Raw genomic sequence first — 14944 nt, 5'->3', positions numbered from 1 at the left:
CCCTACCGGACGAACATGTGGGTCGTGGCCTGCCCCGCGAGGTCCAGTACGGGCTGCGGGATCACGCCGAGTACCACAGTAGCCGTCACTCCGAGCGCGACCGCGACCGCGGTGGCCGGGCCGGCCACCACGACCGGGCCCTCCGCGTCCGGCTCGCTGAAGAACATGACGACGATCACACGGACGTAGAAGAACGCGGCGACCGCGGAGGAGATCACGGCGACGATCACCAGGGGCGTCGCGCCGCCCTCGACGGCCGCCTTGAACACCGCGAACTTCCCGGTGAAACCGCTCGTCAGCGGGATGCCCGCGAAGCCCAGGAGGAAGAAGGCGAACACGCCCGCGACCACCGGGGACCGCTTGCCGAGGCCCGCCCACCGCGACAGGTGGCCGGCCTCGCCGCCCGCGTCCCGCACCATCGTCACGACGGCGAACGCGCCGATCGAGGTGAAGCCGTAGGCGACCAGGTAGAACATCGTGCTGGACAGGCCGTCCGCCGAGCTGGCGATCACGCCCATGAGCAGGAAGCCCGCGTGCGCGATCGAGGAGTAGGCCAGCATCCGCTTGATGTCGCTCTGGGTGATCGCGATGATCGATCCGGCGACCATGGTGAGAATGGCCACACCCCACATGAGGGGCCGCCAGTCCCACTTCAGCGTCTCGAACGCGACGTAGTAGACGCGCAGGATCCCGCCGAACGCGGCGACGACGGTGCAGGACGCCATCAGCGCCGTGATCGGGGTGGGGGCGCCCTGGTACACGTCCGGCTTCCACATGTGGAACGGGACGCCGCCGAGCTTGAACAGCAGCCCGACCGTCAGCAGCGCGACGCCCGCGAGGAGCAGGGTCTCGCTGCCCGCGTCCTTGCCGATCTGCGCGGAGATGTCCGACAGCCGGACGGACCCGGCGTACCCGTACAGCAGCGCCGCCCCGTACAGGAAGAACGCCGAGGAGAAGGCGCCGAGCAGGAAGTACTTGACCGCCGCCTCCTGCGAGAGGAGGCGCCGCCGGCGGGCGAGCCCGCACAGCAGGTACAGCGGCAGCGACATGACCTCCAGCGCCACGAACATGGTGAGCAGGTCGTTGGCCGCCGGGAACATCATCATGCCGCCGACGGCGAACATCATCAGCGGGAACACCTCGGTCTGGGTGAATCCCGCCTCGGTGGTGCGCTGCTCGGCCTCGCTGCCGGGCAGGGCGGACGCCTGCGCGGCGAAGTGGCCGCCGACCTTGTCGCCCCGCTCGGCGATGAGCAGGAGGCTGACGAGGGCCAGCACCAGGATGGTGCCCTGGATGAACAGGGTGGGGCCGTCCACGCCGAGGGCGCCCTCGGCGGCGACGTGGTGCGGGTTGTCGCGCCACGCCAGCGCGATCGTCCAGCCGAACCCGCCCGCGAGGCCGAGGAACGCGAGCGGCACCTGCGCGTAGTAGCGCGCGGTCCGGCCGACGAACGCCTCGACGAGCACGCCCACGACGGCGGCGCCGAGCACCAGGAGCAGCGGGGCGATCTGCCCGTACTCGATGTGCGGCGCGGGGATGTCACCCCCCTGCGCGAGGACCGCGCTCACCTGACTGGTGGTGCTCATGGACGGGCTCCGTTCTCGGCGACGTTACCGGTGATGTCCGGCGCCGGGTCGTGCTGGTCGACCCGCGCCAGCGTGTGGTCCACCGACGGGTTGATCACGTGCAGCACCGGCTGCGGGAAGAAGCCCATGGCCACGATGATCGCGATGATCGGGGCGAGGGCCCACTTCTCCCGGGCGGACAGGTCCTTCATGCCCTCGACCGCGGGCGCCTTGGGGCCGCCCATGGTCCGCTGGTACATCCACAGGACGTAGATGGCGGCGAGCACGACGCCGCTCACCGCGAGCGCGCCCGCCCACTCGTACCGGCTGAACGTCCCGACGATGACCAGGAACTCCGATACGAACGTGGACAGGCCGGGCAGCGACAGCGCGGACAGGCCGGCGATCAGGAACATCCCGGCGAGGACGGGCGCGACCTTCTGCACCCCGCCGAAGTCGGAGATCCGCGCCGACCGCCGCCGGACGATCATGAAGCCGACGACGAGGAACAGCGCGCCGGTGGAGAACCCGTGGTTCACCATGTAGAGCGCGGCGCCGGACTGGCCCTGCGACGTCATCGCGAAGATGCCGAGGACGATGAACCCGAAGTGCGACACCGACGTGTAGGCGATGAGGCGCTTCATGTCGACCTGGCCGATCGCGAGGACCGCGCCGTAGATGATGCTCAGCACCGCGAAGCCCAGCACGACCGGGGTCGCCCACTTGGCGGCGCCGGGGAACAGCTCCAGGCAGAACCGCAGCATCCCGTAGGTGCCGACCTTGTCCAGGACGCCGACGATCAGCACCAGCGCGCCCGCCGGGGACTGCTGGGCCGCGTCCGGCAGCCAGGTGTGCACCGGCACCATCGGCGCCTTGATCGCGAACGCGACGAAGAAGCCGAGGAACAGCCACTTGGCCGTCGTCGGGTCGATGTTCATCTTCGACAGCTCGTCGAACATGAACGTGCCGTGCCCGAGGCCGCCCTCGTCGACCGACCGGCTCGACAGCGGGTACAGCCAGATGACGGCGACGAGCATCAGCAGCCCGCCGAACAGCGAGTACAGCAGGAACTTCACCGCGGCGTAGGAGCGCTGCGCGCCGCCGTAGTACCCGATGATGAAGTACACCGGGATGAGCATCGCCTCGAAGAAGACGTAGAACAGGAACACGTCCGTCGCGGCGAACACGCCGATCATGGCCGCTTCCATGGTGAGCAGCAGCGCGAAGTAGGTCTTCACCGACCGCTTCGCCGGAACGTCCACGCCGCCGGACCGGTCGGCCTCGCTCCACGACGCCAGCATCACCAGCGGGACGAGGATCACCGACAGCAGGATCAGCACCAGCGCGACGCCGTCGACGCCGAGGGCCCAGTGGACCCCGAACTCCTTGATCCACCAGTACTTCTCGGTGAACTGGAACCGCGCGCCGCCCGCGTCGAAGCCCGCCGCCATGACCCCGGTGAGGACCGCGACGAGCAGGGAGACGCCGAGCGAGAACTGCTTGACCAGCGCCTCCCGCTCGCGGGGAATGGCGCTGAGCAGCACCGCGCCCACCAGTGGCAGCGCGATGAGGACGCTCAGCCAGGGAAAGTCGCTCATGACACGTTCACCACCAGGAGCGCCGCGACCACCAGGGCCGCGCCGCCCAGCATCGAGAGGGCGTAGGAGCGGGCGAAGCCGGTCTGGACGCGCCGGAGCCGGCCGGAGCTGCCGCCGACGCCGGCGGCCGTCCCGTTGACGGCGCCGTCGACGCCGCGCCCGTCGAACCAGACCGCGAGCCGGGTCAGCCACTGGCCGGGACGCATCAGCAGCGACTCGTTGAGCGCGTCGCCGTAGAGGTCCTTGCGGGCCGCGACGGTGACGAACGAGCCCTTGGGCGCCTCGCGCGGCACCTTGCGGGCGCCGTACTGCATCCAGGCGATCCCGGCGCCGACGATCATCAGGACGAAGGTGGCGGCGCCCGGCGCGGTGAGCCACTTGAACTCGTGCTCGTGCTCGGGCGCCCCGACGACCGGTTCGAGGAAGCCGGGGAAGCTGCCGAGGATCAGGAACCCGCCCGCGAAGACGGAGCCGACCGCGAGCAGCATCAGCGGCCAGGTCATGACGGCCGGCGACTCGTGCGGGTGGACGTCGTCCTCCCAGCGCTTCTCGCCGAAGAACGTCATGAACATGACCCGCGACATGTAGTACGCGGTGATCCCGGCGCCGATCAGCGCGCAGGAGCCGAGGATCATCCCGGACGTGCCGCCCTTGGCGTAGGCGGCCTCGATGATGCCGTCCTTGGTGAACCAGCCGGACAGGCCGGGGAACCCGATGATGGCGAGGTAGCCGAGCCCGAAGGTCACGTAGGTGATCATCATGACCGTGCGCAGCGCGCCGTAGTGGCGCATGTTCACGTCGTCCTTCATGCCGTGCATGACGGAGCCGGCGCCGAGGAACAGGCCCGCCTTGAAGAAGCCGTGCGCGACGAGGTGCGCGATGGCGAACACGTAGCCCGCCGGGCCGAGCCCGGCGGCCAGCACCATGTAGCCGATCTGCGACATCGTCGACCCGGCGAGGGCCTTCTTGATGTCGTCCTTGCCGCAACCGATGATCGCACCGGCGAGCAGCGTGGCCGCGCCGACGATCGTCACCACCAGCTGCGCCGTCTCCGACATCTCGAAGATCGGCCCGGACCGGACGATCAGGTAGACGCCCGCGGTCACCATCGTGGCGGCGTGGATGAGGGCCGACACGGGGGTCGGGCCCTCCATCGCGTCCAGCAGCCAGGACTGCAGCGGCAGCTGCGCCGACTTGCCGCACGCGCCGACCAGGAGCAGCAGCCCGATGGCCGTCGCGGTGCCGGTGCCGAGCTTGGAGGCGAGCCCCACGTGCTCGGCGCCGGTGCCGAGCACCGAGCCGAAGTCGATGCTGCCGAACGTGGCGAAGATCAGCGCGATCGCGATGATCAGCCCCATGTCGCCGACGCGGTTGACGACGAACGCCTTCTTCGCGGCGGTCGCGGCGGTCGGCTTGTGCTGCCAGAACCCGATCAGCAGGTAGGAGGCGAGGCCGACGCCCTCCCAGCCCAGGAACAGGATCAGGAAGTTGCCCCCGAGGACCAGCACCAGCATCGACGCCAGGAACAGGTTCAGGTAGGCGAAGAACCGGCGCCGGTCGGGGTCCTCGGCCATGTAGCCGATGGAGTAGATGTGGATGAGCGAGCCCACCCCGGTGATCAGCAGGACGAAGGTGATGGACAGCGGGTCCACCAGCAGGTCCATGCCGACCTTGAACGTGCCGACGTCGATGAAGTCCCACAGGTGCAGGGTGCGGCGCCGGGACTCGGCGTCGTACCCGATCATCTGGGCGAACATCGCGGCGCCCACCGCGAACGACGCCACCGACATCGCGGCGCCGAGCAGGTGGCCCCACCGGTCGGTGCGCCGTCCCCCCAGCAGGAGGATCGCGGCGCCCGCCAGCGGGAGCGCGACGAGGAGCCAGGACGCGGCCTGGATGCCTTCCGCTTTCATCCCTGGCCTCTCAGTACTTCAGCAGGTTCGCGTCGTCGACCGACGAGGACCTGCGGGTCCGGAAGATGGTCATGATGATCGCCAGACCCACCACGACCTCCGCCGCGGCCACCACCATCACGAAGAAGGCGATGATCTGGCCGTCCAGGTTGCCGTGCATTCGGGAGAACGAGACGAACGCCAGGTTCGTCGCGTTCAGCATCAGCTCGACGCACATGAACACCACGATGGCGTTGCGGCGCACGAGGACGCCGAGCGCTCCGATGGTGAACAGGATCGCCGAGAGCGCCAGGTAGTGCCCCGGGCTCATTCTCCTGCCTCGCCTTCACTAGCGCCGCCGCCGGCGGCCGGCGTCCCCGACTTGACCGAGCGCGCCTCGGCATCGGTGTCGTGGACGTCCTCGGTGACCGCCTTGACCGCGGCCACGTCCCGTTCGAGGGCCTCCTCCTCGGAGCCGCCGTACAGGTCGGCGTGCCGCTCCGCGGTGTCGGTGCGGGCCGCGATGACCGGGTTGACCGACAGCTCGGAGGGCGTCCCGTCGGGCAGCAGCGCCGGCATGTCGACGGCGTTGTGCCGGGCGTAGGTGCCGGGGCCCGGCAGCGGGCCCGGGTGGGAGCCGGACAGGAACCGCTGCCGCGACAGGTCCTTCTGCGTCGGCTTCGGCTCGGTGCGCTCCCGGTGCGCCAGCACCATCGCGCCCAGCGCCGCGGTGATCAGCAGGGCGCTGGTCGCCTCGAACGCGAACACGTACTTGGAGAACAGCAGCCGGGCCAGCCCGATGATGTTGCCCTCGGAGTTGGCCTGGGTCAGCCCGGCCGAGCCGCCGAGCGCGGCGTTGCCGAGCCCGACGGCCAGCAGGACGAGGAAGCCGATCGCGGCGATGACCGCCCAGAACCGCTGGCCCCGGATCGTCTCCACCAGCGAGTCGGTGGAACTGACCCCGACGAGCATCAGCACGAACAGGAACAGCATCAGCACCGCGCCGGTGTAGACGATCACCTGCACGAACGCCAGGAACGGCGCGTTCTGGATCGCGTACAGCGCCGCCAGGCAGAGCATCACGGTCGCCAGCAGCAGCGCCGAGTGCACCGCCTTCCGTGCGAAGATCATGCCGAGCGCGGCGAGCACCGAGACGATCGCCAGCAGCCAGAAGAAGAACGGCTCGCCGGACTGCTTGTCGGCGACCTCGGCGGCGAGCACGTGCGCGCTCGCGACGGAGCCGGTCACTTGCCCTCACCGCCCTTGCGCGCCTTCTCGCGCTTGACGGCCTGGTCGGCGCTCGCGCGCCCGCCGCCCTCCGAAGGGATCTTCGGAGCCGAAGGCGTTCCGGGGGGCGTGGGGGGTCGTCCCCCCTCGGAAGACACGTGGCCGTCGCCCTCCTGGAGGCCGAGGCGGTAGTAGTCCTCCTCGGTGTCGCCCAGGCGCATCTCGTGCGGGGGCGCCTCCATGCCCTCGCGCAGCGGGGCGAGCAGCATCTCCTTGGTGTAGATGAGGCTCTCGCGGCTGTCGTCGGCGAGCTCGTACTCGTTGGTCATCGTGAGCGCCCGGGTCGGGCACGCCTCGATGCACAGGCCGCACAGGATGCACCGCAGATAGTTGATCTGGTAGGTGCGTCCGAAGCGCTCGCCGGGCGAGTACCGCTCGTCGGCCGTGTTGTCGGCGCCCTCGACGAAGATGGCGTCCGCGGGGCACGCCCACGCGCACAGCTCGCAGCCGATGCACTTCTCCAGGCCGTCCGGCCACCGGTTCAGCTGGTGCCGCCCGTGGAAGCGAGGAGCCGTCGGCTTCTTCACCTCGGGGTACTGGACGGTCTCGCTCTTCATGAACATCTGGTGGAACGAGACCCCGAACCCCTTGACCGGGTTCAGGAAATCAGTGAGTCCCACTGGTGACCTCCTCGGAGGGCGTTTCGATCGTGGCCGGCCGGACCGGCTCGCGGGCGCGGCCGTGGTAGTGGGGCGCGTCCATCGGCGGCACCGGGAACCCGCCCGCCGACGGGTCGGTGCGCGGCCCCGGCGCCGCCCCCGGGACGATCTCCTTGTCGTCCTCGCGGCCGCGGAGCATCTCCCAGATCACCGTGGCGACCAGCACGATCGCGGCGACCACGGCGGCGGCGATGAACAGCTGCCGCATCTCGTAGCCGTCGTTGCGCAGCGCGCGGATGGTCGCGACCAGCATGATCCAGCCGAGCGAGAAGGGCATCAGCACCTTCCAGCCGAGCTTCATCAGCTGGTCGTAGCGCACGCGCGGCAGCGTGCCGCGCAGCCAGATGAAGAAGAAGATGAACAGGAAGATCTTGATCAGGAACCACAGCACCGGCCACCAGCCGGAGTTGGCGCCCGCCCACACCGTGGAGATCGGTGCCGGGGCGCGCCAGCCGCCGAGGAACATGGTGGTGGCCAGGGCCGACAGCGTCGCGAGGTTGATGTACTCCGCGAGGAAGAACATCGCGAACTTCAGCGACGAGTACTCGGTGTGGAAGCCGCCGACCAGCTCGCCCTCGCCCTCGGGCAGGTCGAACGGGATGCGGTTCGACTCGCCCATCATCGTGATGACGTAGACGACGAACGACGGCGCGAGCAGCACCACGAACCACTTGTCGTGCTGCGCCGCGACGATCTCCGAGGTGGACATCGAGCCGGCGAACATGAACACGGCCACGAACGACAGGCCCATCGCGATCTCGTAGGAGATCATCTGCGCGGACGAGCGCAGCCCGCCGAGCAGCGAGTACGGCGACATCGAGGACCAGCCGGCCAGCACGATGCCGTAGATCGCCATCGAGGACATCGCGAGGACGAGCAGCACCGCGACCGGAAGGTCGGTGCCCTGCAGCGCCGTCCGGTGGCCGAAGATCGAGACCGTCGGGCCGAACGGGATGATGACGAAGGAGATGAACGCGGGCACCGCCGCCATCACCGGCGCCAGGACGAAGACGATCTTGTCGACCTGGCGGGGGACGATGTCCTCCTTGAGCGCCAGCTTGACGCCGTCGGCGAGGCCCTGCAGCAGGCCGAAGGGCCCGGCGCGGTTGGGGCCGACGCGCAGCTGCATCCGGCCGATGACGCGCCGCTCGATCCACATCGTCATCAGCACGGTGACGACGAGGAACACGAAGATGGCGAGGACCTTGCCGCCGATCAGCCACCACGGGTCCGACCCGAAGTCCTGCAGCTGCGGGTCGGGCGCCGGCGCCGCGGCCAGGGAGCTCATTCGGTGCCTCCAGCGTTCTCGGTCGCGGTCGCGGGCACCGCGCCCGCGATCTTGACGACGCCTCCCGCGGCCGCGCCGACGTCCCGGTGCAGGGCGCAGCCCGCCGAGTTCGTCGGCAGCCACACCACCCGGTCGGGCAGGTCGGGGGTGATCTCCAGCGGGAGCGTGACCGCGCCGCGCGGGCCCGACACCGTCACCGCGCCGGTCGCGCCGATCTCCGCGGCCGTCGCGGGCGACAGCCGGGCGGCGGCGGGCTTGGCGGTGCCGGCGAGGAACGGCTCGCCGTCCTGGAGGCGGCCCCGGTCGAGCAGCAGCCGCCAGGTCGCCAGGAGGGCCTCGCCCCGCTCGGGGTGCGGCGCCAGTCCCTGCGCGACGCTCGGCGCGTCCGGGCGCTCGCCGCGGTAGGCGCCGAGGCCGGCCATCTCGCGGCGGGCGGCCTCGGGGCCCGGCAGGCCCAGGTGGACGTCCATCTCGTCGGCCAGCGCGTCCAGCACCCGCAGGTCGGACATCCGCCCGGCGGACTTGAGCACGACGTCGAACGGGCGGCCGCGGCCCTCCCAGTCGACGAACGTCCCGGACTTCTCCGCGACCGCCGCGACCGGCAGGACGACGTCGGCGCGGTCGGTGACCGCGCTCGGCCGCTGCTCCAGGCTCACCACGAACGGGGTGGCCTCCAGCGCCCGCAGCATCGCCTCGGGGTCGGCCAGGTCGTAGGGGTCGACGCCGCCGACGAGCAGCGCGCCGCGCCGCCCCGCGGCCGCCTCCGCGATGATGCCGGCCGTGTCCTCGCCGGGACCGGCGGGCAGGTCGGCGACGCCCCAGGCACGGGCGACGTCGGCGCGGGCCTGCGGGTCGGTGACCGGACGGCCGATCGGCAGCAGCCCGGGCAGCGCCCCGGCCTCGATCGCGCCGCGCTCCCCGGCCCGGCGCGGCACCCAGGCCAGCCGGGCTCCGGTGGCCTGCGCCACCCGGGTCGCCGACGTGAGCGCGCCGGGGCTGGTGGCGAGCCGCTCGCCGACGAGGATGACAGCGCCGGGCGTCTCCAGCAGCGTGCGGATGTCGGACCTGGCGTCATCCCCGATGAGGGAGCCGAGGACCTCGGCTTCCGCGCCGGGCAGCGTCGGCAGCAGCGTGCCGCCGACCTTCGCCAGCCCGCGCGTCGCGAACGGGGCCGCCGCGAACACCTTCAGGCGGTTCTTGCGGAACGCCTTGCGGAGCCGCAGGAAGACGATCGGCGACTCCTCCTCGGGCTCGAACCCGGCGAGCAGGACGACCGGCGCCTTCTCCAGGTCGGCGTAGGTCACCTCGATGGGGTGGCCCGCGACGGACGAGGCGAGGAACCGCGACTCCTCCTCCGACAGCGGCCGGGCCCGGAAGTCGACGTCGTTGGTGCCGAGCGCGATCCGGGCGAACTTGGCGTAGGCGTAGGCGTCCTCAAGGGTGACGCGGCCGCCGGTCAGGACGCCGGCCGAGCCGCGCGCCGCCGCGAGGCCGCGCGCCGCGATGGTGAGCGCCTCGGGCCAGGACGCGGGCTCCAGCTCGCCGTCCTCGCCCCGGACGAGCGGCTGGGCGAGCCGCTCGGGCCGCGTCCCGTAGGTGAACGCCCAGCGGCCCTTGTCGCAGTTCCACTCCTCGTTGACCTGCGGGTCGTCCCCGGCCAGCCGCCGCGTGATCTTCCCGCGGCGGTGGTCGGTGCGCAGCGCGCAGCCGGACGCGCAGTGCTCGCAGACGCTCGGCTGCGAGACCAGGTCGAACGGGCGGGACCGGAACCGGTACGCGGCGCCGGTCAGCGCGCCCACCGGGCAGATCTGCACGGTGTTGCCGGAGAAGTAGGACTGGAACGGCTTGCCGTCCGCCGCGCCGACCTGCTCCTTGGCGCCGCGCTCGAACAGGTCGATGAACGCGTCGCCGGCGATCTGGTCGGAGAACCGGGTGCAGCGGGCGCACTGGATGCAGCGCTCCCGGTCGAGCAGCACCTGGCTGGACAGCGGGATCGGCTTGGGGAAGGTCCGCTTGGCCTCCACGAACCGGGTCTCGCCGCGGCCGTTGGACATCGCCTGGTTCTGCAGCGGGCACTCGCCGCCCTTGTCGCAGATCGGGCAGTCCAGCGGGTGGTTGATCAGCAGCAGTTCCATCACGCCGTGCTGCGCCTTGTCGGCGACCGGCGAGGTGAGCTGGGTCTTGACCACCATGCCCGGCATCACCGCGGTGGTGCAGGACGCCTGCGGCTTCGGCATGCCCCGGCCGTTGCCGGCGTCGGGGATCTCCACCAGGCACTGCCGGCAGGCCCCGACCGGGTCCAGCAGCGGGTGGTCGCAGAACCGGGGGATCTGGATGCCGAGCAGCTCGGCGGCCCGGATGATCAGCGTGCCCTTGGGCACCTCGATCTCGAAGCCGTCGATGGTGCAGGAGACCATCTCCACCGGCCGCTCCACCGCCGACTTGTCGTCGGTGACGGTCACTTGGCACCTCCCCAGAGGGTCGACTTGGCCGGGTCGAACGGGCAGGCGCCGAGCTCGAAGTGCCGGAGGTACTCGTCCCGGAACAGCTTGATGGACGAGACGACCGGGCTCGTGGCGCCGTCGCCGAGGGCGCAGAACGATCGGCCCAGGATGTTGTCGGACAGGTCCAGCAGGGTCTCCAGGTCCTCCTCGGAGCCCTGGCCCGCCTCCAGCCGCTTGAGCATCTGCTTGTACCAGTAGGTGCCCTCGCGGCACGGCGTGCACTTGCCGCACGACTCGTGCGCGTAGAACTCCGACCAGCGCAGCACGGCGCGGACGACGCAGGTCGTCTCGTCGAAGATCTGCAGGGCCCGGGTGCCGAGCATGGACCCGGCGGCGCCGACGGACTCGAAGTCCAGCGGCACGTCGAGGTGCTCGTCGGTGAAGATCGGGGTGGACGACCCGCCGGGCGTCCAGAACTTCAGCCGGTGGCCCTCGCGGATCCCGCCCGCCATGTCGAGCAGTTCCCGCAGCGTGATGCCGAGCGGCGCCTCGTACTGCCCGGGCCGCGTGACGTGCCCGGACAGCGAGAAGATCCCGAAGCCCTGGGACTTCTCGGTGCCCATCGAGGCGAACCATTCCGGCCCGTTGGCGATGATCGAGGGAACCGAGGCGATCGACTCGACGTTGTTGATGACGGTGGGCCCGCCGTAGAGGCCCGCGACCGCCGGGAAGGGGGGCTTGAGCCTGGGCTGACCGCGGAACCCTTCGAGGGAGTCCAGCAGCGCCGTCTCCTCGCCGCAGATGTAGGCCCCGGCGCCGCTGTGCACGACCACGTCCAGGTCGTAGCCGGAGCCGAGGATGTCCTTGCCGAGGTAGCCGGCCTCGTACGCCTCCGCCACCGCCTGGTGCAGGCGGCGGATCACGTGCAGCACCTCGCCGCGCACGTAGATGAACGCGAGGTTCGACTTGATCGCGTACGAGCTGATGATCACGCCCTCGACGAGCACGTGCGGGTTGGCCATCATCAGCGGGATGTCCTTGCACGTGCCCGGCTCGGACTCGTCGGCGTTGACGACGAGGTAGCGCGGGTTCGGGCTGCTCGGCGGCAGGAAGCCCCACTTCATCCCGGTGGGGAAGCCCGCGCCGCCGCGGCCGCGCAGGCCGGAGTCCTTGACCGCCTGCACGATCTCGTCCGGCTCCATGCGGAACGCCGCGCGAAGCGCCTCGTAGCCGCCGTCGCGCTCGTAGCCCGCCCGGGTGAACGAGTCGGCCCGGTCCCAGTTCTTGGTGAGGATGGGGGTCAGCGTGGTCACTTGTTCCGCCCCTCCTGCGATCCCGGCTTGGCCTCTCCGCCGGCCGGCTTGCCCGGCTCCTGCGGGGGCGAGCCCATCTCCTCGGCCTTCACCGGCTCCTGCGGACGCTCGCGGTCGACGTCCGTGCGGGGCGCCTCCCAGCCGCGCTCCTGCGCCAGCTTCAGGCCGCGCAGCGACTCGGGCCCGGCCTGGACGCCCTCGCCGGCGCGCCCGTCCGGGAACCCGGCGAGCACGCGGGACGCCTCCTTCCAGGTGGCCAGGCCCTCCGGCCCGCGCGAAGGAAGCACTTGCTTACCCGAGCGCAGGTCGTCGACCAGCTGCTTGGCCTTCTCGGGAGTCATGTTGTCGAAGAACTCCCAGTTGACCATCATCACCGGCGCGAAGTCGCAGGCCGCGTTGCACTCGATCCGCTCCAGGCTGACCTTGCCGTCCGGGGTGGCCTCGTCGTGCCCGACCCCGGCGTGCTCGCTCAGCTCGTTCCAGATCTGGTCGCCGCCCATGACCGCGCACAGCGTGTTGATGCACACGCCGACGTGGTACTCGCCGACCGGCGCGTGCTTGTACTGCGTGTAGAAGGTCGCGACTCCCGTCACCTGCGCCGGGGTGATGCCGAGCTGCTCCGCGCAGAACTCGATCCCGTCCTCGGTGACGTGTCCCTCCACCGACTGCACCAGGTGCAGCATCGGCAGCAGCGCCGAGCGCGGCCGGGGGTACCGGCCGATGATCTCCTTGGCGTCGCGCTCCAGCCGTTCGCGGACCTCAGGTCCGTATGTCATCGGTCCACTCCCCCCATGACCGGGTCGATGCTGGCCACTGCCGCGATGACGTCGGCGATCATGCCGCCCTCCGCCATCGCCGGGGCCGCCTGAAGGTTGACGAAGGACGGCTCGCGGAAGTGGACGCGGTACGGGCGGGTTCCGCCGTCGCTGACCACGTGGGCGCCGAGCTCGCCGCGCGGCGACTCGATGGGCGCGTACGCCTGCCCGGCGGGCACCCGGAAGCCCTCCGTCACCAGCTTGAAGTGATGGATGAGGGCCTCCATCGAGGTGCCCATGATGTGCGCGATGTGCCGGGGCGAGTTGCCCATGCCGTCCGCGCCGATCGCCAGCTGCGCCGGCCAGCCGATCTTCTTGTCCTCGATCATCACCGGGCCCTTGACCGACTGGAGCCGGTCCAGGCACTGCTCGACGATCTTCAGCGACTCCTCCATCTCGTCCATCCGGACGAGGTAGCGGCCGTAGACGTCGCAGGTGTCCTGCGTCGCGACCTCGAAGTCGTAGGTCTCGTAGCCGCAGTAGGGCTGCGACTTGCGCAGGTCCCACGGCAGGCCGGTCGAGCGCAGCACCGGGCCGGTGATGCCGAGCGCCATGCAGCCGGTCAGGTCCAGGTACGCGATGTTCTGGGTGCGCGCCAGGTAGACCGGGTTGGAGTCCATCAGCTTGCGCATCGCCTGGATCCGCTTCGGCATCCGGTCCAGGTAGTCGCGGATCTTGCTGGTCGCGCCGCTCGGCAGGTCCTGCGCGACCCCGCCCGGGCGGACGTAGGCCATGTTCATCCGCAGGCCGGTGATCTCCTCGAACAGGTCGAGGGTGTACTCGCGCTCGACGAAGCCGTTCAGCATCACCGTCGTCGCGCCGAGCTCCAGGCCGAACGTGGCGATCGCGACCAGGTGCGAGGAGATCCGGTTCAGCTCCATCATCATCACGCGGATGATCTGGGCCCGCTCCGGGACCTGCTCGGTGATGCCGAGCAGCTTCTCCACGCTCAGGCAGTACGCCGTCTCGTTGAAGATCGGCGCGAGGTAGTCCATCCGGGTGCAGAACGTGGTGCCCTGCGTCCAGGTGCGGAACTCCATGTTCTTCTCGATGCCGGTGTGCAGGTAGCCGATGCCCACCCGGGCCTCGTTCACCGTCTCACCGTCGAGCGTCAGGATGAGCCGGAGCACCCCGTGCGTGGACGGGTGCTGCGGGCCCATGTTGACGACGAGCCGCTCGTCGCCGAGGTCCTCCGCACCGGCGACGACCTGGTCCCAGTCCTGCCCGTTGACGTCGAAGACCTTGCCCTGTGTCGCACCCCCTTGGCTACGCCCCGCCGCCCCCGATGCCGCCTCTTCCGCGGCGTAGGCGTCGTACTCGGTGTACTTCGTGGAACTCATACGTACGACCTCCGCTCGTCGGGCGGGGGGATCTCCGCTCCGCGGTACTCGACGGGAATACCGCCGAGGGGGTAGTCCTTGCGCTGCGGATGGCCGACCCAGTCGTCGGGCATCTCGATGCGCGTGAGCGCCGGGTGGCCGTCGTAGACGATCCCGAAGAAGTCGTAGGTCTCCCGCTCGTGCCAGTCGCTCGTCGGGTAGACCGGCACCAGCGACGGGACGTGCGGGTCGGCGTCCGGGCAGGTCACTTCCAGCCGGACGCGCCGGTTGTGCGTGATCGACAGCAGGTGCACGACCGAGTGCAGCTCGGCGCCCTCGTCCTTCGGGTAGTGCACGCCCGACACGCCCGAGCACATCTCGAAGCGCAGGGACGGCTCGTCCCGCATGGTCCGCGCGACCTCCAGGAGGTGCTCGCGCCGCACGAAGAACGTGATCTCACCGCGGTCGACGACGACCCGCTCGACGGCGTCGCCGAAGTGGGGGTAGGCGCGCTCCAGCTCGTCGGCGACCTCGTCGAACTCGCCGGCCTCGGCGGCGCCGCCGGGCCCGCCGTAGGGGCGCTGCGCGGACACCTTCGGGCTCTGCCGGATGACGAGCCCGCCGTAGCCGGAGGTGTCGCCGGTGGTCCGCGCGCCGAACATGCCCTTGCGGGCGACCGGCTGCTCGCGGCGCTCCTCCTCGGTCTGCGCGGGGAGCTTGTCGGCGCCCTGCTCGGCCCGCTGCTCAGGGTTCTGCGAACTCAC

The 14944-nt window shown here is 70.6% G+C and carries 12 protein-coding genes; all 12 read right to left on the bottom strand.

Annotation, left to right across the window (positions count from 1 at the left end; genetic code table 11):
• Positions 1 to 2: 2 nt before the first annotated feature.
• From nuoN to BJY14_RS24800, 12 genes are read right to left on the bottom strand one after another with little or no spacing between them, the layout of a single operon-like run.
• Positions 3 to 1586, bottom strand: coding sequence for an NADH-quinone oxidoreductase subunit NuoN (gene nuoN, locus BJY14_RS24855; RefSeq protein WP_179845828.1), 1584 nt, complete (start codon positions 1584 to 1586; stop codon positions 3 to 5).
• On the bottom strand, positions 1583 to 3163 hold the full coding sequence (locus tag BJY14_RS24850; RefSeq protein ID WP_179845827.1) for an NADH-quinone oxidoreductase subunit M: 1581 nt from the start codon (positions 3161 to 3163) through the stop codon (positions 1583 to 1585). Before BJY14_RS24850 ends, nuoN begins: the two co-directional genes overlap by 4 nt.
• A complete protein-coding gene (gene nuoL, locus BJY14_RS24845) occupies positions 3160 to 5076 on the bottom strand; it encodes an NADH-quinone oxidoreductase subunit L (protein ID WP_179845826.1) in 1917 nt (638 codons plus the stop codon). Before nuoL ends, BJY14_RS24850 begins: the two co-directional genes overlap by 4 nt.
• Before the next feature lie 10 nt (positions 5077 to 5086).
• A complete protein-coding gene (gene nuoK / locus BJY14_RS24840) occupies positions 5087 to 5386 on the bottom strand; it encodes an NADH-quinone oxidoreductase subunit NuoK (protein WP_021593191.1) in 300 nt (99 codons plus the stop codon).
• Positions 5383 to 6303 (bottom strand): NADH-quinone oxidoreductase subunit J, encoded by a 921-nt coding sequence (locus BJY14_RS24835; protein WP_179845825.1) that lies wholly within the window; start codon positions 6301 to 6303, stop codon positions 5383 to 5385. Before BJY14_RS24835 ends, nuoK begins: the two co-directional genes overlap by 4 nt.
• Complete coding sequence (gene nuoI / locus BJY14_RS24830; RefSeq protein WP_179845824.1) at positions 6300 to 6962, bottom strand: NADH-quinone oxidoreductase subunit NuoI; 663 nt, start codon at positions 6960 to 6962, stop codon at positions 6300 to 6302. Before nuoI ends, BJY14_RS24835 begins: the two co-directional genes overlap by 4 nt.
• Positions 6949 to 8289 carry an NADH-quinone oxidoreductase subunit NuoH gene (gene nuoH, locus BJY14_RS24825; RefSeq protein WP_179845823.1) on the bottom strand — a complete coding sequence of 447 codons (1341 nt, stop codon included), beginning with the start codon at positions 8287 to 8289 and terminating at the stop codon, positions 6949 to 6951. Before nuoH ends, nuoI begins: the two co-directional genes overlap by 14 nt.
• Positions 8286 to 10751 (bottom strand): NADH-quinone oxidoreductase subunit G, encoded by a 2466-nt coding sequence (locus BJY14_RS24820; protein ID WP_179845822.1) that lies wholly within the window; start codon positions 10749 to 10751, stop codon positions 8286 to 8288. Before BJY14_RS24820 ends, nuoH begins: the two co-directional genes overlap by 4 nt.
• Positions 10748 to 12046, bottom strand: a complete 1299-nt coding sequence (gene nuoF, locus BJY14_RS24815; RefSeq protein ID WP_179845821.1) for an NADH-quinone oxidoreductase subunit NuoF — start codon at positions 12044 to 12046, stop codon at positions 10748 to 10750. The genes BJY14_RS24820 and nuoF overlap by 4 nt, the downstream gene beginning before the upstream one ends.
• Complete coding sequence (gene nuoE, locus BJY14_RS24810; RefSeq protein ID WP_179845820.1) at positions 12043 to 12822, bottom strand: NADH-quinone oxidoreductase subunit NuoE; 780 nt, start codon at positions 12820 to 12822, stop codon at positions 12043 to 12045. The genes nuoF and nuoE overlap by 4 nt, the downstream gene beginning before the upstream one ends.
• The gene (locus BJY14_RS24805) at positions 12819 to 14201 is read right to left on the bottom strand and encodes an NADH-quinone oxidoreductase subunit D (RefSeq protein ID WP_179845819.1); all 1383 of its coding nucleotides are present in this window, start codon (positions 14199 to 14201) and stop codon (positions 12819 to 12821) included. The genes nuoE and BJY14_RS24805 overlap by 4 nt, the downstream gene beginning before the upstream one ends.
• Complete coding sequence (locus BJY14_RS24800; protein WP_179845818.1) at positions 14198 to 14944, bottom strand: NADH-quinone oxidoreductase subunit C; 747 nt, start codon at positions 14942 to 14944, stop codon at positions 14198 to 14200. The genes BJY14_RS24805 and BJY14_RS24800 overlap by 4 nt, the downstream gene beginning before the upstream one ends.

The organism is Actinomadura luteofluorescens (genome assembly GCF_013409365.1).
Classification (GTDB): domain Bacteria; phylum Actinomycetota; class Actinomycetes; order Streptosporangiales; family Streptosporangiaceae; genus Spirillospora; species Spirillospora luteofluorescens.
This window is presented reverse-complemented; position numbering and strand designations above follow the sequence as displayed.